Origin of the sequence: Actinomadura xylanilytica (assembly GCF_030283145.1) — a bacterium.
In the GTDB taxonomy this organism is placed as follows: Bacteria; Actinomycetota; Actinomycetes; order Streptosporangiales; family Streptosporangiaceae; genus Spirillospora; species Spirillospora xylanilytica.
Genome location: NZ_JASNWE010000002.1, coordinates 119,076 through 138,322, shown reverse-complemented (window position 1 = coordinate 138,322; position 19,247 = coordinate 119,076). Strand labels below are relative to the sequence as shown.

Genomic DNA, 19,247 nt, shown 5'->3' with positions numbered 1-19,247 from the left:
ATGCCAGGACCCGCCGACGCGCGGGCGGCCGTCGTCGTGGACGCGGTGACCAAGCGGTTCACGCTCCGGCACGCCCGCTCGATCAAGAACATGACCGTGCGGAGGCTGCGCGGCGAGAAGCTCCGCGAGCGGTTCGTCGCGCTCGACGCCGTCTCGGCCACCATCGCGGTCGGCGAGTCGGTGGCGCTGCTCGGCGTGAACGGGTCGGGCAAGTCCACCCTGCTGAAGATCATCTCGGGGGTGATGCCGCCCGACACCGGCTCGGTCCGGGTGCGCGGCCGGATCGCCGGGCTGATCGAGGTCGGCGCCGGCCTGCACCCCGACCTCACCGGACGCGAGAACGTCTTCCTGAACGGCGCGATCCTCGGCATGGACCGGGCCGAGACGCTGCGCAAGTTCGACTCGATCGTGGAGTTCGCCGACATCGGCCGGTTCCTGGACCAGCCGGTCCGCTTCTACTCGTCCGGCATGTTCATGCGGCTGGCGTTCTCGATCGCCGTGCACACCGACCCGGACGTGTTCCTCATCGACGAGGTGCTGGCGGTCGGCGACCCGCTGTTCCGCGAGAAGTGCATCGAACGGCTGCGCGAGTACCGGCGCAGCGGCCGGACCATGGTGATCGTCGCGCACGACGCCAAGCTGCTCCGGCAGATCTGCACGCGCGGGATCTTCCTGGAGAACGGCCGGGTGGTGTGGGACGGCGACATCGACACCGCCGCCGACCTGCTGGTGAAGAAGCGCCAGGAGCGCCGCGGCAAGGCCCGTCCCGCCGCCGCGCCGCCTACCGCCGCGCCGCCCGCTTCAGGCTCGTCCGCTTCAGGCTCGTCCGCCTCGGGCCCGGGTGCCGGGCCCGCGCCGTCCGCCGGAGCGGAGGCGGGGACGGGGCGATGACCGGTCGCCCCGCGCCGGGGCCGCGGCTGCGCGAGCTGGACCTGCTGCGCTTCGTCGCGGCGGCGGCGGTCATGCTGCACCACTACGTGGGCGACATCTCCGGCTGGGGCGTGGCCCACCACCGCACCATGCCGGTGCTCGCGCCGATCGCGCACTTCGGCGCGCTGAGCGTCGACCTGTTCTTCCTGATCAGCGGGTTCGTCATCCTGATGAGCGGGTGGGGCCGCGGGCTCGGCGACTTCGCGGTGTCGCGGATCGTGCGGATCTTCCCGGCGTACTGGTTCGGCGCCTCGCTCGCCGTCCTGCTGTTCCTGGCCACCGGGATCGCCTCGCTCGGCGCGAAGCCGGGCGGCGTCGGCCCGCTCGGCGCGTACCTGCCCAATCTGACGATGCTCGGCACCGGCGTCGGCGTCCAGCCGCTGGAGGTCGTGTACTGGACGCTCTGGGCCGAGCTGCACTTCTACGCGCTGATCGGGCTGCTCGTCTGGCGCGGCCTCACCTACGGCCGCTGCGTCGCGTTCATGGCCGGCTGGCTGGCGCTCGGCGTCCTGGCCCAGGAGACGCACTCGGCGCTGCTGACGGCCCTGTTCATCCCGCAGTGGGCGCCGCTGTTCATCGCCGGGATGGGCTTCCACCTGATCTACCGGTTCGGGGCGAACCTGGTGCTGGGCCTGATCATCGGCGCCTGCTGGGCGCTGACGGTCCACTACCGGGTGACGGTCGTCAACAAGGAGCTGGTCTGGCCGGTGGTCTGGGACGCCGTGACCACCGGCGTCATCACCTTCCTGTTCCTGCTCATGCTGATGGTCGCGACGGGCGAGCTGGACCTGGTGCGCTGGCGCGGCTTCACCGTGCTCGGCGGGCTGACCTATCCGCTCTACCTGCTGCACGAGACGCTCGGCCGGGCGCTGAAGCAGTGGCTCGGCCCGTACCTCGGGAACTGGGGGCTGCTGGGCGTGAGCTGCGCCGCCGCCCTCGGTTCCGCCTATCTGGTATACCGGTTCGTCGAGCAGCCGGCGCAGCGATGGATGCGCCCGAGGCTGAAGGGGGCACTGGCACAGATCCGTGGCGGCCGGACGACGCCGTCCGGAGACCCGCCGGTGACATCGCGGCCTGAGCGCCGCCGGGTCGACGGCCCGTCCGCACGTCCAGCAGAGGTCGCCCGTTGAACGCTCCCGCTCCCAGTTCCACCCCCACCCCCACCTCCACATCCGCTCCCGCCGCTCCCCGCCACCGTCCGCCCAGCCCCCTCCCCGGCTCCGGCCAGGGCTCGCGGTTGCGCGAGCTGGACCTGCTGCGCTTCATCGCGGCCGGCGCCGTCATGCTGCACCACTTCGCCGGGGTGCGCAGCACAGTCTGGGCCGGACGGGACGGCCGCAAGATCTTCCCCGAGCTCGCCCCGGTCGCGCACTTCGGCTACCTCGGCGTCGAGCTGTTCTTCCTGATCAGCGGCTTCGTCATCCTGATGAGCGTCTGGGGCCGGGCGCCCGGCGACTTCGCCGTCTCCCGGATCGTGCGGATCTTCCCTGCCTACTGGTTCAGTGTGCTGCTCGGCGTGGTCCTCTTCCTGGTCACCGGCGCGGCCGTCCCGTTCCGCCCGGACAATCCCGACCCGGTCGGACGGTTCCTGCCCAACCTGACGATGCTCCAGGACGGCATCGGGGTCCTGCCGCTGGAGGTCGTCTACTGGACGCTCTGGATCGAGCTGCACTTCTACGTGCTCATCGCGCTGCTGGTGTGGCGCGGCATCACCTACGGGCGTTGCGTCACGTTCATGGTGTCCTGGCTGCTCGTCGGCGCGTACGCGAAGGAGGCCGACAACGAGCTGCTCCAGAAGCTCCTGTTCCCGGAGATGGCGCCGCTGTTCATCGCGGGGATGGCGTTCTTCCTCATCTACCGGTTCGGGCCGAACCTCGCGCTGGGCCTGATCGCCGCCGCCTGTTGGGCGCTGTCGGTGCACTACGGCGTCCAGGACATCAACGAGCTGAACACGTGGCCGGGCGTGCACGAGACCGTGGTGCCGATCGTCCTGACCGCGCTGTACCTGATCATGATGCTGGTCGCGCTGCGGAAGCTGTCCTGGCTCGGCTGGCGGGGCTTCACCGTGCTGGGGGCGCTGACCTATCCGCTCTACCTGCTGCACGAGATGGTGGCGCGGGCGATCGTCAAGCAGTTCTTCCCGCACCCGGTGCTCGACCGGCTGACCATCCTGCCGGTGATCACCGCCGCCGCGCTGCTGTCGGCGTACCTGGTGTACCGCCTGGTCGAAGTGCCGATGCAGAAGATGATGCGGCCGAGACTGAAGTCCGCCCTGGCGCAGATCCGCCGCGACGGAGCCCCGCCGGTGCCCTAATCTGAATCCGTTTGGCGGGGTCCCTGGCCGCTCTTCCGCTGCTTGATATCCGATATCCGAAAGGCATGTGATGCTCGGCGCGAAGCCGCGGCGATGGCTGGCCGCACTGACCGCGGGGGCGCTGCTGCTCGCCGGATGCGCCGACCCCGGCTCCGGGGGCACGGGCGGGGGCGGCAAGAAGAACGTCGCACCCGCCAAGAAGCCCAACATCGTCTACGTGCTCACCGACGACCTGTCGTGGGACCTGGTCGACTACATGCCGAACGTCAAGCGGCTCCAGCAGCGGGGGCTGACGTTCTCCAACTACTTCGTCGCCGACACCCTGTGCTGCCCGTCGCGGGCGACGATCCTCACCGGCAAGTACCCGCACAACACCGGCGTGCTCAGCAACGATCCGCCGTTCGGCGGATTCGACGTGTTCCGCAACAAGGGCAACGAGCAGGCCACGTTCGCCACCGCCTTGCAGAAGGCCGGCTACCGCACCGCGCTGATGGGCAAGTACCTCAACGGCTACGAGCCCAACAAGCGCCAGGGGGCCGCGCGCACCTACGTGCCGCCGGGGTGGTCGGAGTGGCAGGTCACCGGCCTCGGTTACGCCAACTACAACTACGACCTGAACGGGAACGGGACGCTCACGCACTACGGCCGCGGTCCCGGCGACTACCTCAACACCGTGCTCGGCGGGAAGGCGGTCGACTTCATCAACCGCTCGTCCGACCAGAAGCAGCCGTTCATGCTCCAGATGTCGACGTTCACGCCGCACTCCCCGGCGACCCCGGCGCCCGAGGACGCCGCGTCGTTCGCGCACGTCAAGGCGCCGCGCCCGCCGGGGTTCAACGAGCCCGACACCGGCGACAAGCCGGGCTGGCTGCGCCGGTACCCGCTGCTGCGGCCCCGGCAGCTCCGCGAGGTCGACGCCGCGTTCCGGCAGCGGGTCCGCGCGGTCCAGTCGGTCGACCGGATGATCGGCAAGCTGGAGGCGGCGGTGAACGCGCGCGGGGCGGGCGCCGACACCTACTTCGTGTTCAACTCCGACAACGGCTACCACCTGGGTCAGCACCGGCTCCGTGAGGGCAAGCTCACCGCCTACGACACCGACATCCGGGTTCCGCTCGTCGTGGCGGGACCGGGGGTGCCGGTGGGGCGCACCGAGGCGAGGTTCGCGCAGAACACCGACATCTGCCCGACGTTCGAGGAGCTCGCGGGCGTGAAACCGCCCGACACCGTGGACGGGCGTTCGCTGGTGCCGCTGCTGCGCGGGCAGCGGGTCGACGGGTGGCGGTCCACCGCGTTCATCGAGCACCGCGGTCCGAACTACAGCCACGACGACCCGGACCTGCCGCGCAAGTACGGCGGGAACCCGCCGACGTACCAGGCGGTCCGCACGGCCAACGAGCTGTACGTGGAGTACGAGAACGGCGACCGCGAGTACTACGACCTCGCGCGCGACCCCCACGAGCTGGGCAACATGTGGGGACAGGCGCCGGGCGCACGCAAGACCGAACTGCAATCGGTCATCACCTCGTACCGCACCTGCGGCGGACCCAACTGCCGCGATCTCTAGCCGTCGCACTGGACAAGGGCGACGGCTCCGCGGTACGCGACGGCGCTCAGCGTCACCCAACCGCGCTCAACCGCGCTCAACCGCGCTCAACCGCGGTCAGCGGGGTTCGAAGCGCCATAGCTGCGGGGCGCGCTGGTTGCACGCCGACTGCCGGACGACCGCGCCCTCACTCTGTGCGCCGTCCGTCACCTCAAGGCACCGGCCGTCCGCCTTGAGGGTCGGGGTGTAGTAGTTGCCCGCGACCCGTTTCAGTAGCCAGCCGCCCCCAGGGCACTCGCCACTGCCGAGGCACCGTCCGGTACGGGTGTTGCGCAGCCACTGGGCGCCGTCTCCCGTGGGCGCGACCGTCCACCGCTGGCGGGGGCGGCTGTCGTCGCAGGGAAGCTGGGTGAGGGCGTCTCCGGGGCCGGTGGCGTCCAGGCAGAGACCGCTGTGGGCGTTGCGCACCCGGTAGGGGCCGTCCTTGGGTTCGCCGGGCGTGGTCGTTAGGGAGGCCGCGCTCACGTACGCCTGGCATCGTCCGTCGCTACCGCGCTTGGTCGCGACCTCCAGCACGCCGGAGCCGTTCCCCAGGGGAAGCAGGCTGGAGCTGTAGTTGGAGCACACGACTTCGTCGTGGTCCGGCTGGGAGGAGAACGTCACGTGCACTGGGGCGGGCTGCTCGTACCAGCGTCCGTGTCCGTTTTCGGTATTGACGAGGAGGGTCGAGCCGCTCGCCGGACGAGAGAGCTTCCCGCCGTGGTCCCGGAGCAGCCCGCCGACGAGCAGGAGCCGTCCATCGGGTCCGCCGCCGGGCGCCCACGCGATCGTGGGCGCGTGGTAGAGGAATTTGCCGTCCGACGTACGGGCCGCCGTGCCGCGGTCGCGTGGGTCGCCCCACGTCCAGCCGTCTGCGGACCGCCGGTAGTAGACCTTGCAGGAGTCCGACCCCGCCGGACCGCACATCTCATACGTCATGAGGTACGAACCGTTGGGCAGTCGCCGCACGACCGGCATCCCCGGCCGGTCGTGCTCTCCAGGGGCGACGACGGTCGTCTTGGGGCCCCAGGTCGCGCCGCCGTCGGTGGACGCCACCTGCGCGAGCGCCTGGTCGTAGCCGGGCTGGGTCTCGTCCGCGAAGTAGCAGACCAGCCGTCCCTGGCCGTCGAGCGTCAGTTCCGGCTCCCAGAGGCCGCGGTCCCACGGCGTCCCGTCCGGCGCGGAGGCGCAGCTCGACAGGTAGGCCCAGGAGCGCCCGCCGTCGACGCTGCGCCACACGCGCAGCTCGGGACGCCGGCCGGGCGCGTGGTTCTTCATCCCGGCGGTGCCCGCCCACAGCAGCGTCCCGGCGGGCTGCGCGCCGGCCTGCCGGGGGAGTTCGAGCAGGCTGCCGCAGCAGCCGCCGCGCCCCTCGGCCGCGGCGGGATCGCGGATCTCCGACATCGGACGGAACGACCGGCCCTCGTCGGAGCTCTCGTAGAACCGCGCCACATCGGTGACGCCCTCACCCGCGGATGTGGCCACGGTCAGGACGATGCGACCGTCGCGCAGCCGGACGACCCTTGGGTACATCGCCGTCCGGTCCTCCAGGAGCCGTTCCGGAAACGCGGCGAACGCGGCGGGCCCGCCTGAAGAACGCGGCGCGCCCGCCGGGCCCTCGCGGTTCTGGGCCGCGGCCGACTTCTCCGGCGCGCCCGTGCAGCCTGCGAGGGCGAGGGCGAGCACGGCGCAGAGCGCGGTGAAGGACGCCGACGACGGCGCACGTGCGCTCAGGCCGGTGCCGCCCCTCATGCCCTCCCCGCTGCCGTCAGACGCTGAGGCCCCTGCTCATCCACCGCAGCACCTGCGGAAGGACGCGGTTCCAGGTCTGGAAGTTGTGGCCGCCGCTGTCGAGAGTGATCGACGACGCCCGCATCGGCGGCTTGACGAGGGAGAGGAACCGCTCGGTCCCCTCCTTGTTCTTCTCGCCGACCTTGCTGGTGGTCACCAGCACCGACACGGGCGGCGGCGGCATATGGCCCAGCCGCCAGAACAGGTCGTTCTCATTGCGGACGGTCTGGCTGCCGCCGTACAGGTCGCCGGTCGTGACGTCCTTGATGGCGCCGTAGTACCCCGACAGGGACGCGGCGGCGGAGAACACGTCCGAATTGCGCATCGCCAGCTTGAGCGAGCAGTAGCCGCCCGTCGACAGGCCGAAGACACCCCAGCTCTTGCGCGCGTCGGGCACCCGGTAGTTGGCGCGGACCGCCTCGGGCAGGTCCTGGGTGAAGAACGTCGACGTCTGCGGCCCGCCGGGCACGTCCATGCACTCGGTGTCGCGGCCGGGGACCATCGAGGGGCGCAGCAGCACGTAGACGGTGGGCTGGACCCGTCCGGCCCGGATCTCGTCCCGCGCGGTCTGCGGCACCTTGACCTGCGTGACCAGGTTGCGTAGCGCGCCCGGGTAGCCGCTGAGCGCCACCGCGACGGGGAAGCGGCGCTTCTCGCCGCCGGGCTGGAAGTACTGCGGGGGCAGGTAGACGTAGGCGCGGGCGTGCAGGCCGGAACGGGCGCCGCGGATGTCGACGGTGTCGAGCCGGCCGTCCTTCTGCGGGACCCCGCCGATCGACATCTCCGGCTTGCGCTTGATCAGCTTGGCGTTCACCCCGACACCGCCCTGGCCCTGCCGCTGGGTGAGCCGCCCGCCGTCGCCGGCGCCGCCCGCGCCGGCCAGCTCGCCCCAGCTCTCGTAGAAGCCGAAGTTCCGGTTGATCACCACCAGCACCGACAGCGTGATCAGTACCTGGCACACCGCGATCAGCCCGAGGCGGCCGGCGATGAACCCGGCACCGGACCCGGCGAGGCGGCGCCAGCCCCAGACGGTGGCGGTCACCAGAGCGATCACGACCACGATCAGCAGGCAGAGCAGCGGCCGGCCGGTCAGTGACACACGGAACTCCTCGGGAAGCTCGACGTATCCGTGGACACCGGACATTACCGCCCTCGTCCGCCTTGCGGCGCGGGTGGCGTCCGGGTTCGGGTCCGCCCCGAACCCCGGACGGGCCCGGTTCCGGGCGCCGCCGGGGAGGTGACCCGATACCGGGAAAATCGGTCGGAAGTCCCGAGAATCCGCCGACGCGCTGGCCGGATCCGGCCAACTTCAGCGTTGGGCCCTGTCCGATCTTTCCCGCAGGTGAACCTGGTGACCGAATTGGCATGTCAAGTCGGTCATTGGGATTCGTGTTCGGTTGAACATGCCGCGTCGCTCCAGGAACCTCTTTACTCTGTGCGGTGTAGGAATCCACCCAACCCCAGCCCCAGGCGTTCCTCACCATTCCGCAACTCCCAGGGGTCTCTCGACGTGACGGACATGGCGAGCGGGTCCGCGATGGCGCGGTTCACCCAGGCCGACCGCGTCTATGTCGGCTGGCGCTACGCACAGGTGCATCCCGACCCGGGACCGCCTCCTCCCGCCCCACCCCCGTCCCCTGAACGCGGCCCCGTGCCGCCGCCCGTCCGCAGGCCCGGCGAGCACATGGCCGCCCGGCCGCTGTGGATCGCGGCCTTCGGCAGCGTCGTCGGCGACGTGCTCTTCCTGACCTGCGGCCTGGCGGGCGTGCTCCCCTGGGCGTTCGCGCTGGTGGCGCTGCTCGCCTGCGCGGTCATCCTGGGGATCACCGGCCACCTGCTCTGGCAGGACGAGCGCGCCGTCCGGGCCCGGCTGGCCGCCGAGCGCGCCCTCGGCGAGCGGGCCCGCGCCGCCCGCGACCGGGAACGCGAGACCGCCGAGCGCGAGCACGCCGACGCCTACCGCGACTGGGAGCGCCGCAGCCGCGCGTACGAGGCCCAGCGCGAGTGGTACCCGGTCGCCGTCCCGCCCGGCGTCGACCGGGTCGACGTCGTCGGCGGCACGCTCGCCGGCTGGTCCGCCACCGTCACCACCATGGGCGCCGCCCGCCTCGCCGCCGGTGCCCGCCTCACCGTCATCGACCTGTCCGAGGGCGCCGTCGCGCACGACCTGCTGCGGCTGGCCGCCGACCGCGGCGACGACCCCCTGGTGTGGGTGCTGCCGAACGACCTGCCCCGCCTGGACGTCACCCGCGGCCTCGGCCCCGAGGCGCTCGCCGACGTGCTGTCGCTGGTGGTCAGCGCGGGCGAGGAGCAGGGCAGCACCCGCGACCTGTCCTTCGACAACTCGATCCTGGAACGGATCATCGACGTGCTCGGGCCCGCGGCGACCCTCCCGCGGATCACCGCCGCGCTGCGGGTGCTGGCCCAGGTCGGCGACCCCCGCGACGACCTGCGCAAGGGGCTGCTCACCGACGAGCAGCTCGAACGGGTCGCCACGCTGTTCGGCCGCGACGCCACCGACCGCATCGTCGTCCGGCGCGCGTGGGCGCTGGAGGCCCAGCTCCGCAAGTTGGAGAAGCTCGCCGCCGAGCAGGTCCGGCTCCCGCCGTCCCGGCTGCACGTGGTGTCGATGGACCGGCGCGCCGGCGTCCTCACCAACCGGGTGCTCGGCACCTACGTCGCGACCGCGCTCACCCACCGGATCCGCGAGGCGCCGCCCGGCGGGCCGTGGGACCACACGCTGTTCCTGTGCGGCGCCGAGAAGCTGCGCGGCGACGTCCTCGACCGGCTGATCGACGCGTGCGAGGCCACCGGCACCGGGCTGGTCCTGATGTACCGCTCGCTCCCGCAGCACGTCCGCGAGCGGCTCGGCCGCCGCGGGCACGCCGCGGTCGGGTTCATGCGGCTCGGCAACCCCGAGGACGCCCGGGTCGCCGCCGAGCACATCGGCACCGACCAGCCGCTGCTGGTCGCCGAGATCACCGACTCGGCCGGCGAGACGCTGCTCGACGTCGCGGGCGAGAGCTACGCCAGCACGGTCGCCTACGCCCGGGTCCGCGGCGACGGGCTCACCGACCCGGCCTGGTCACCGCTGCCCGCCCCGGCGGCCGACGACGCCGCGCTGGTCGAGGGGATCAGCTCCGCGACCGCGTGGGCCCGCACCGTGTCGCCCCGCCGCCGCGACGGCGCCGGCGGCGCGGACGGCGCACCGGCCGCGGGCAAGCAGCGCCACCGCGAGCTGCTCATCGGCCCGCCCCAGCTCCAGGAGCTCCCGCCCACCGCGATGATCTTCACGCACTCCGGGGCGAGCGGCCGGCGGATCCTGCTGGTCGACGCCAACCCCGGCATCATCACCCTGCCCACCGCGCACTCGATGCAGTTCGAGGAGTATCTGCGCGAGCAGGAGCTACTGGAGCAGGCCGCGGTGGAACGCGACGCTCCCGGACCGTCCTCCACCGGCGAAGCGGGCACGCCGGAGCAGCCCGACGCGTCCGGTGCGGCGGCCTATCCGGAGCAGCCCGCCGCATCCAAGCCGCCGGTCGATCCGACCGTGCCAACCGCGCCGACCGTGCCAACCGCGCCGACCGTGCCAACCGCGCCGACCGCGCCGGAGGGGCCGTCCGGACCAGGCGCCCCGAAGCCGGGAACGGGCGGCGCGCCGTTCGCCGCGCCGTCCCCCGGGTCCCGGGCGCGGCACGCGCTGCCGCGCGGCGCGGCCCCGCGTAACCCGCGCATCGTCTTGCCGCTCAAGGCGAACGGGAAGCACGCCGCGGATCCGCCGTCCTGACCGTGTGGTGGCGCGCTGAGAGCGACCGGGAAAGGATGCACGGGTGACCCAGCCCCCAGGTACACCGCCGCCCGGCATGCAGCCCCCTGTGCCACGCCACCTCCTGAGGGGACGAGCGCAGGGCCCGCAGGTGCCCCCGCCCGGACCGCCTGGGCCGCCGCCCCCGAGCATGCGTCCCGCCGAGGTGGACGCGCCCGGCCTCCTGCCGGGCCCCTGGTATCGGATTCAGGCGATCCCGACACCGGAGCGGGCCGCGTCCGCCGAGTGGGACTTCGTGAGCGTGCTGCCCGCCGCGCTGTCCGCGGCCCGCAGCCGCCGCCCGTTCGTGGTCGGCTGGCTGTCGCGCGGCGGGGGAGCGCCCCTCGAACTCATCACCAACGCCGGCCCGATCAGCGCCCCCGGACCCGCGCACGGGTCCGCGCACGGGGGCGGCGCGTCCGATGCCGGTGCGGACGGTGAGGCGCACGGGCTGCTGTTCCCGAGCGGCGGACGGGGCGTGCCGATCGGCGACGCGTGGCTGGCCCACGCCGAACGCATGGCGTGGACCCGCTGCCCCGGACGGCTCGCGCCGCAGAAGGCCGCCGTGGAGGCGCCGAACCTGTTCGAGGCGACGCTCGTCACCCTGATGGAACGGCCGTTCGGCTGGTTCGTGGTGGCCGACCCGGGCGACGAGCGGCTCATCGAAGGCGAGATGCGCGAGCTGCACCACGAGCTGCGGATGCTGCGCCGCGGCGAGGACGAGCAGGCCCGGCTGGCGGTCGCCCGCGCCGACCGGCGGCTGGCCGAGCTGGACGCCTTCCGCGAGGCCGGACTCTGGCAGGTGCGGGTACTGGCGGGCGCGGCGTCGCAGGCCGAGCTGGGCCAGATCGCGCCGGTCCTGGTCGGCTCGATGGAGCTCGGGCACCACCCGTACCGGCTGCGGTCCGGGCAGGGCGGCGGCACGTTCGGCGAGATGCTGCGGCCGGGCACGGCGCCCGAGCCGCTGCGCCCGATGGCCGAGACCGAGCAGCGCTACCCGTTCACCGCCACGGCGGGCGCCATGGCCGCGCTCGCCGGGCTGCCGCGCCGCGAGGTCCCCGGGGTGCGGGTGCTCGACTCCGGCTACTTCGACGTGACGTCGGAGACCGACGGAGCCGCGGAGGCCGCCGCGCCGGAGCCGCGGATCGAACTCGGCGCGATCCTGGACGGCCAGGACCGGCGGGTGGGCCGGTTCACCATCCCGCGGTCCACGATCAACCGGCACGTGTTCGTCACCGGCGCGACCGGGTCGGGCAAGTCGCAGACCGTCCGGCACCTGCTGGAGCAGCTCACCCGCGCGGGCATCCCCTGGCTGGCGATCGAGCCCGCCAAGTCGGAGTACGCGGCGATGGCCGGCCGGATCGAGGACCTCGGCGGGCCCGTCACCGTCGTCAACCCGTCCGACCCCGGCGCGGTGCCGCTGTCGGTCAACCCGCTCGCGCCCGAGCCCGGCTACCCGGTGCAGGCGCACATCGACATGGTCCGCGCGCTGTTCCAGGCCGCGTTCGACGCCGAGGAGCCGTTCCCGCAGATCATGGCGCAGGCGTTGCAGCGGGTGTACGAGAACAACGGCTGGGACGTGGTGACCGGCGGCGGCGTCCCCGGCTCGCTCATCGAGCCCGCCGTCCCGACCCTGGAGCAGCTCCAGCACGCCGCGCTCCAGGTGATCGGCGACGTCGGCTACGGGCGCGAGCTGATGGCCGACGTCCAGGGCTTCGTGGACGTGCGGCTCCGGTCGCTGCGGATCGGCTCGGCCGGACGGTTCTTCGAGGGCGGGCACCCGGCCGACATCGGCGGCATGCTGCGCGACAACATCGTGCTCGCCATCGAGGACGTCGCCAACGACGAGGACAAGGCGTTCCTGATGGGCACGCTGATCATCCGGATCGTCGAGCACCTGCGGATGCGGTCCCGGCGCGGCGGCGGCACCGCCGGGCTGCGGCACGTCATCGTGATCGAGGAGGCGCACCGGCTGCTGCGCAACCGCGGCCCCGAGCGCACCAGCTCGCACGCGGTGGAGCTGTTCGCCGGGATGCTGGCCGAGATCCGCGCCTACGGCGAGGGCATCATCGTGGCCGAACAGATCCCCACCAAGCTGGTCCCGGACGTGATCAAGAACACCGCGCTGAAGGTCGTGCACCGGCTGCCCGCGCACGACGACCGGCACCAGGTGGGCGCCGCGATGAACCTCGACGAGGACCAGTCCCGCGAGGTGGTGTCGCTGCGTCCCGGCGTCGCCGCCGTGTTCGCCGACGGGATGGACCGCCCGCTGCGCGTCCGGGTGCCGCTCGGTGAGGGCCGCGAGGCCGTCCTGCCGGGCCCGCCCCCGCCGGTGGACGGCCGCAGGTCCGCCGCGTGCGGGTGCGAATGCCGTTCGGGCCGCGCCTGCACGCTGTACGAGCTGCGCGAGGCCGACCTGGTCGCCGGGCATCCCGACCGGGCCTGGCTGCGGCTGTGGGCCGACACCCTGGTGCTCGCGCACGTCGCGGGCCGTCCGCTGCCCGCCGTCCCGGCCGAGCTGGCCCGCACCTGGTCCCGGCTCACCCCGCGGCTGCGCGAGTGCGCGCTCGCGACGGTGCTGGAGAGGGCGGTGACCCGCAGGTCCCGGGCGCTCCGCACCGCGTTCCCGCCGTCCGGCCTCACCGCCACGGCCGCCGGCGTCGCCCAGCGGCTCCTGGACGGCTCACCCGACCCGGTGGAGCCGCCGCCCGCCACCTGGGTCATCCCGCAGGTGCGCTGGCTGCACGAGCTCGACCGGCTGTTCCCCTACGGCGAGGGCGCCCCCGACAAGCACGCGCCGGCCCCGCCGCTCGACTACCAGCTTCCCGGCCTGAAGCAGCCGCCGGACCCTAAGCTCGGCCACCGGCTCCGCGCGCTGCGCCGGCATCCGCTGTCGATGGAGCTGGACCGCAACCGTCCGCTCGCGCTCACCGCGCTGATCGGCGACGACGACCACGAGGGCTTCTACCGCGACCTCGCCGTGGTCGCGATCGGCCTCGATCCGGACGAGCAGATCGCGCACATCGCCACGACCATGCGCGTCACCGGATGGCTCGAACCGGTGCTGAGCTGGCCCGAGCGCTTCGTGGCCCCGTTCGAGGACCCGTCCGCCGGCCTGCCCTTCCTCGCCGGAGACCGTCCGCCGCCCGGCTGATACCGCCACCCGCGTGCGGGGAGTACATCGACGAGGAGCACCGCGGGGTCGTCCCCTCGTTCGAGTTCGACCTCCGGCCGGTCATCCTGCACGCGCTGCGCGCCCGGCGACTGCGGCTGTACCGCGACCTGATCATCGCCGCGGTCTGGCTCACCTCCTGGATCCTGCTCCCCGCCATGACCGCGTCCTACCTCTTCCTCGCCCTCACCGCCTCGATCCTCTACGCCGTGCCGTGGCACGGGCTGGTCTGGCGGTGGCGGCTGCTGGCCGGCCTGGTGATCTTCCACGTGGCGGCGCTGATCGCGCCGGCTGGTTCCTGGACCTCGGCGGCCGGTCCCAGTCGCTGGACGGCTACGAGCAGGACGGGAGCCGTGCCGGGTTCCTGGTGTCCTGGCCGAAGCCGTCCGCAATTTGGCCACCCATCTGGGCCTCCCCATCCCCTGACCCCCACCCCCCACGTCCGGACGCCCGCCCGTCCGCCTGTATGTCCGCCCGCCCGGATGCCCGCCCGGGTGTCGCCCGCCCGGACGCTCGCACATCGCCTGTCTGTGTGCCGAGCGGGTGGCCGGGGGCTGAGGCCGGGTGTGCTGGGTGGGCGTCAGATGGTGTCGGGGGAGCGGGCGGGGAGTCCGGCCTGCTCGGCGACGGGGCCCCAATAGCCGATGAACTCGTTCTTGGCGTCGCTGGCCCGCTGGTTGATGTCGGCCACCTCCTCGTCGGACGGGCAGCCGGGGGCCGCGTTCAGGTAGCGCTGGTTGGACTCGACCGAGGCGTCCAGCGCGCGGACCAGGGCGTCCTTGAGGTCGGTGCCGCTGGTGAGGGCGCCCACCTCCAGCGCCCGCGCCTTGCCGAGCTGCTCCTGGCGCGCGTCGCGGATCCGCTCGAGGCCGGCGCGCTCGCAGCCGCCCGTGACCACCGAGCCGAGGTCGGATCGGGTGCCCTTCATCTCCGCCAGCAGCGCGTCCACCGCTCTGGCCTGCTGGGTGAGGTCGGCCCCGGCCGCCGTGGTGGTCGGGGCGTCGGACGGTGAGCCGCTCGCCGTCTCGGTGCCGCCCTGGCTCTGCGACGGCGGACCCGAGGTCCCCGCCCCGCCGGCGGTCTTGCCGGAGCCGCCGGGCCAGAAGACGATGCCGAGGGCGACCGCGGCGAGCACCATGACCCCGGCGGCGATCAGCAGGTAGGGACCCCTGCGCTTCCGGGGCGGGGGCGGCTGCCAGATCGCCGGTTCCTCCCACGGCTCCGGCGACAGCGAGAAGGTCGCCTCGCCGGGCGACGGGGGCTGCGGCGGAAGGGGCGACGCCGCCCACGGCTCCGGGGACAGCGAGAGCGTCGACTCACCGGGCGGCGGCGCGGGAGGCCACGGCTCCGGGGACAGCGAGACGAACGTCTCCCCGGCGCCCGGCGCATCGGGCTGCGGCGGGATCTCCCAGCCCGGCGGGTTCTCCGGGTTCTGCGACCACGGCACCGGCGGCGGCTGCGGAGAGAGGCCGCCCGGCCGACCGCCGAGCGGGTCCCGGGACGTCGCGTCGGACTCCCCGGACTCGTCGTGCACGGTCGCCTCGCCCAGCAGCGCGTTGCAGCGGGTGCACCGGGGCAACGCCGGGGTCGTGTCGCTACCGCATCCCGGGCACCGCATAAAAACCCCTTACGTGAGGTCCAACGGTCACAAGATACTGCGACATCCCCTGACAGGTGCGGTCCGCGCCGGGTCGAGACGCGGTCGTGATCGAGCGGTCACACCGAGGTCCACCGCCGCTGCGGCTGGCCGGTGCTCTTGGCCACCGGGTTCCACAGCGCGACGAAGTGCTGCTTGGCGGCCGTGGCGCGCTTCTCGCCGACGGCGCGGCCCGGGACGTGCCCGGCGTCCGGGCGCGGCCTGCCCTTGCATTTGCGCTGGTTGAACTCGGCCCACTTCAGCAGCACCTGGTCGACCTCCAGCGACGACTGGAACGACTGCCGCAGGTAGGCGCGCAGCTTCTCCCCGTTCTGCAACTGGTCGACCTGGAGGCTCTGGGTGCGGCGGAGCTGGTTCTGCCGCCGCTGCGCGACGCTCCGGAACCCGTTGATCGCCTGGGGCAGGTCCCGGCACGTGCGGGACGCGCCGAGCGCGCGGGTGAGGATCTTGCGGGTGTCGGAGCTGGCGTTGAGCAGCTCGTTGACCGAGCCCGCCTGCGCGCGGGCCGGACCGGGGAGCTTCTGCTTCTCCGCGACCTGCTGCTTGTTGGAGCTCGACGCGCTCGGCGTGGCCGACGGCTTGTTCTTGCCGTCCGGCCACATCACCAGGCACACGGCGACGAGCGCCACCGCGACCAGCGCGCACACCGAGATGATGAGCGGCTTGCTCGCCTGCCCGCCCGAGTGCGGGGGAGGGGACTGCGGATACCCGCCGAACCCGTCCATCGTCCCGCCCTGCCCGCCGGGCCCGCCCTGGCCCATCGGGCCGCCGAACCCGCCGGGACCCATCGGGTCACCGGGACCCATACCGCCGCCGGGCCCCATCGGCATCGCACCGGGACCCATACCGCCAGGCCCCATACCGCCAGGCCCCATACCGCCGGGACCCATCGGGCCGGGACCCATCGGGCCGCCGAACCCGCCGGCTCCGGCGCCCTGTCCGACCGGCGGCATCTGCATGCCCTGACCCACCGGGCTCTGGTCGAATCGCGTCTGGTCGAGCGGGGAGGGCTGCTCGGCCGGGCCGGGGACGAACTGTGTCGCGCCGTCGGCGCTCGGACCGACCACCATCGTCGCGTCGGCCTCGCCGGAGCCTCCCGGGACGGCCTGCGGTACCTGCCCGCCGCCCCACGCCTGGTCGGGCGGCGGCTGGGGCGTCCACATCTCGGGTCCCGGGTCGGGCTGCACGTCCGGCTTGCGGGGTTGCGCGAACCACGAGTCGGGGACGATCGACTCGTTCGCCGTCTCGGTGCCGAACGCGGCGGGCGGCGCGCCGGGGCCTGGCTGGTCGTTCGCCCACGCGGGCGGCGGCGGAGCGCCGAACCCACCGGCCGGCGCGTTCCCGGACGGCTGCGCAGGGCTGCCCGCCATAGGGGTGTCGGGGTCGTCCTCGATCGTCCACGCCGCGGTCGCCTCTGGGTCGGCGGACGTCGGCGACGCAGACGAGGGCGCGGGCGCGGGGTCAGCGGGGGCCGGGGCCCATGCGGGCATCGGCGGCGGCACGAACATCGTGCTGTCGGCCGGTGACGGCTCGGCGGACGTCACCGGCGCGCCCAGCGGGACCGCACCGCTCGCCGGGGCCGGGTCGATCGGTGCGTTGCAGTGAGAACACCTGCCGAGCGTCCCGGGCGTGTTCGTACCGCACGTCGGACACTGCATCGCTCAGACCTCGCCTTATCGCCGCTTCGCCCACGTTGCGAGCATCGGCCCGCCAGCGGCGGGCGCTCCTTCCCACGTAACCGCGGGCTCCCGACAAAGTAATGGGTGGAGTCCTTCTTGGGCGCCTTGATGGGAATCTGTCTCACCGCGTTCGGGGCTCGCACCGAATCACGACATGTCACCGTCGGTCAAGATTGCCCCGGGTGGTTTACCTGGATCAGTGTGAGCCTCGTCGCATTCTGCCGTCCCCGGGGCGCGGATCGGGCGGAACGCGCCGGGACGCGACGGGACGGGTCGGACAACGGCTAGGCTCGGAACGGTTTCCGAGGCGCCCAGAGGCACACACCAGAGAAGACGGAGTCCATGAGCGATCTTCCGCTGCGTTCGCAGCTGGCCGTCGCGCTCGGTCGTACGGCCGCGAGGATGTCCCGCATCGCGGGCAAGGGTGACGGTTCGGTGATCGGAGGGCGGATCGGCCTCCGGCTCGATCCCGAGCTCCTCACCAGGCTCGCCCGGGATCGCAACCTCGCCCTCGTCAGCGCCACCAACGGCAAGACGACGACGACCCGGCTGATCACCTCGGCGATGACCCCGCTCGGAGAGGTCGCCACCAACGCGTTCGGCGCGAACATGCCCACCGGGCACGTGTCCGCCCTCGCCTCCGCGCGGACCGCCCGGTACGGCGTCCTGGAGTGTGACGAGAAGTACCTCCCCATGGTCCTGGCCGAGACCGGCGCCAACGTGGTCGCGCTGATGAACCTGAGCCGCGACCAGATGGACCGTGCCGGTGAGATCTGGCTGCTGGCCGGCAAGTGGCGCAAGGCGCTGGAGGCGGCCCCGCAGAGCCACGTCATCGCCAACTGCGACGACCCGCTGGTCACCTGGGGGGCCTCGACCGCCAAGAGCGTGACCTGGGTGGCCGCGGGCCAGCACTGGCGCGAGGACTCCTGGTGCTGCCCCGAGTGCGGCGGCCCGCTCGACCGGCAGGGCGGCGAGGAGAACAGCGACTGGCGCTGCCGCCAGTGCCACTTCGCCCGCCCCCGGCCCGACTGGATCCTGCACGGCGACCAGGTCGTCGCGCCCGACGGACGCTCGTTCCCGCTCGGGCAGCTCTCCCTGCCGGGCCGCGCCAACCGGTCGAACGCCGCCGTCGCGCTGGCCGTCGTCGCTCAGTTCGGCGTCGCGCCCGAGCACGCGCTGCCGCTGCTCGGCGAGGTCAAGTCGGTCGCCGGCCGCTACACGACCGTCGAGCACGAGGGCCGCCGGCTCCGGCTGCTGCTCTCCAAGAACCCCGCGGGCTGGCTGGAGGCCTTCGACGTCCTCCAGCCCGCGCCCGGCCCCGTCGCTCTCTCGGTCAACGCGCAGGGCCCCGACGGCCGCGACACCTCCTGGCTGTGGGACGTCGACTACCGGATCCTGCGAGGCCGCCCGATCTGGGTGGCCGGCGAGCGGCGCGTCGACCTCGCGGCCCGTCTCGAGGCCGCCGACGTCGCCTTCACCATGGTCGACGACATCGAGCAGGCCGTGATGGCGGTGCCTCCGGGCCACCTCGACGTGATCGCCAACTACACCGCCTTCCAGAACATCCGAACGAGGTACGGCCGTGTCGTCTGACTCCACGCAAGCCGCCCCCCGCCGTCCGCTGCGGATCGTCTGGATCTACCCGGACCTGCTCAGCACCTACGGCGACCAGGGCAACACCATTGTCCTGGAGCGCCGCGCGGCGCTGCGCGGCATCCCGACCCAGACCGTCAACCTGCGGTCCGACGAGCCGGTGCCGCCCGACGGCGACATCTACCTCCTCGGCGGCGGCGAGGACCGTCCGCAGATCCTCGCCGCGCAGCGCCTCCGCAACGACGGCGGCCTAATCCAGGCCGCCCGCCAGGGCGCCGTGGTCTTCGGCGTCTGCGCGGGCTACCAGATCCTCGGCCACGAGTTCGGCGGCGAGGAGGGCCAGCCCGTCCCGGGACTCGGCCTGCTCGACATGCACAGCAATCGCGGTGCGCAGCGCGCCGTCGGCGAGATCGTCGGCGACGTCGCGGGCGAGCTGGGGGTCCCCCGGATCACCGGCTTCGAGAACCACCAGGGCGTCACCCACCTGGGCCAGAACGTGCACCCGTTCGCCCAGGTCATCGCCGGTATCGGCAACGGCAACGGCTACGAGGGCGCCTACAGCGGCCATGTCCTGGGCACCTACATGCACGGGCCCGCCCTCGTCCGGAACCCCGGCCTGGCCGACCTCCTCCTCACCTGGGCCGCGGGCCACCCGCTCCAGCCCATCGACGACTCCTGGGCGGGCCGTCTCCGCGAGGAACGCCTCGCCGCCGTCCTGAACTGA

Annotated in this window: 12 protein-coding genes; 8 read left to right on the top strand and 4 right to left on the bottom strand. The window is 73.0% G+C overall.

Annotated features, from left to right (window positions below):
* The 4 genes from QP090_RS11720 (at window position 1) to QP090_RS11705 (ending at window position 4,808) form a co-directional block, all read left to right on the top strand.
* Window positions 1–891, top strand: a complete 891-nt coding sequence (locus QP090_RS11720; protein WP_285938776.1) for an ABC transporter ATP-binding protein — start codon at window positions 1–3, stop codon at window positions 889–891.
* Window positions 888–2,060, top strand: a complete 1,173-nt coding sequence (locus QP090_RS11715; RefSeq protein WP_285938775.1) for an acyltransferase family protein — start codon at window positions 888–890, stop codon at window positions 2,058–2,060. Before QP090_RS11720 ends, QP090_RS11715 begins: the two co-directional genes overlap by 4 nt.
* 107 nt (window positions 2,061–2,167) lie before the next feature.
* Window positions 2,168–3,244 carry an acyltransferase family protein gene (locus QP090_RS11710; RefSeq protein ID WP_285938774.1) on the top strand — a complete coding sequence of 359 codons (1,077 nt, stop codon included), beginning with the start codon at window positions 2,168–2,170 and terminating at the stop codon, window positions 3,242–3,244.
* Window positions 3,245–3,314: 70 nt separating this feature from the next.
* Window positions 3,315–4,808, top strand: coding sequence for a sulfatase family protein (locus QP090_RS11705; RefSeq protein ID WP_285938773.1), 1,494 nt, complete (start codon window positions 3,315–3,317; stop codon window positions 4,806–4,808).
* Between the two features lie 96 nt (window positions 4,809–4,904).
* On the opposite strand, the gene QP090_RS11700 is transcribed toward QP090_RS11705, so the two are convergent.
* Together QP090_RS11700 and QP090_RS11695 are read right to left on the bottom strand one after the other, a co-directional pair.
* Entirely contained in the window at window positions 4,905–6,578 is a 1,674-nt protein-coding gene (locus QP090_RS11700; RefSeq protein ID WP_285938772.1) for an RICIN domain-containing protein, read from the bottom strand.
* 16 nt (window positions 6,579–6,594) lie between these two features.
* On the bottom strand, window positions 6,595–7,716 hold the full coding sequence (locus QP090_RS11695; protein WP_285938771.1) for an alpha/beta hydrolase: 1,122 nt from the start codon (window positions 7,714–7,716) through the stop codon (window positions 6,595–6,597).
* A gap of 420 nt (window positions 7,717–8,136) precedes the next feature.
* On the opposite strand from QP090_RS11695, the gene QP090_RS11690 reads away from it, so the two are divergent.
* Window positions 8,137–10,404: a hypothetical protein gene (locus QP090_RS11690; RefSeq protein ID WP_285938770.1), complete on the top strand. Its 2,268-nt coding sequence runs from the start codon at window positions 8,137–8,139 to the stop codon at window positions 10,402–10,404.
* Window positions 10,405–10,573: 169 nt separating this feature from the next.
* The gene (locus QP090_RS11685; RefSeq protein ID WP_285938769.1) at window positions 10,574–13,576 is read left to right on the top strand and encodes an ATP-binding protein; all 3,003 of its coding nucleotides are present in this window, start codon (window positions 10,574–10,576) and stop codon (window positions 13,574–13,576) included.
* 598 nt (window positions 13,577–14,174) lie between these two features.
* On the opposite strand, the gene QP090_RS11680 is transcribed toward QP090_RS11685, so the two are convergent.
* Entirely contained in the window at window positions 14,175–15,173 is a 999-nt protein-coding gene (locus QP090_RS11680; RefSeq protein ID WP_285938768.1) for a hypothetical protein, read from the bottom strand.
* A gap of 137 nt (window positions 15,174–15,310) precedes the next feature.
* A complete protein-coding gene (locus tag QP090_RS11675) occupies window positions 15,311–16,795 on the bottom strand; it encodes a hypothetical protein (RefSeq protein ID WP_285938767.1) in 1,485 nt (494 codons plus the stop codon).
* 477 nt (window positions 16,796–17,272) lie between these two features.
* On the opposite strand from QP090_RS11675, the gene QP090_RS11670 reads away from it, so the two are divergent.
* Together QP090_RS11670 and QP090_RS11665 are read left to right on the top strand one after the other, a co-directional pair.
* Window positions 17,273–18,523: a MurT ligase domain-containing protein gene (locus QP090_RS11670; protein ID WP_285938766.1), complete on the top strand. Its 1,251-nt coding sequence runs from the start codon at window positions 17,273–17,275 to the stop codon at window positions 18,521–18,523.
* Window positions 18,513–19,247, top strand: coding sequence for a type 1 glutamine amidotransferase (locus QP090_RS11665; protein ID WP_285938765.1), 735 nt, complete (start codon window positions 18,513–18,515; stop codon window positions 19,245–19,247). Before QP090_RS11670 ends, QP090_RS11665 begins: the two co-directional genes overlap by 11 nt.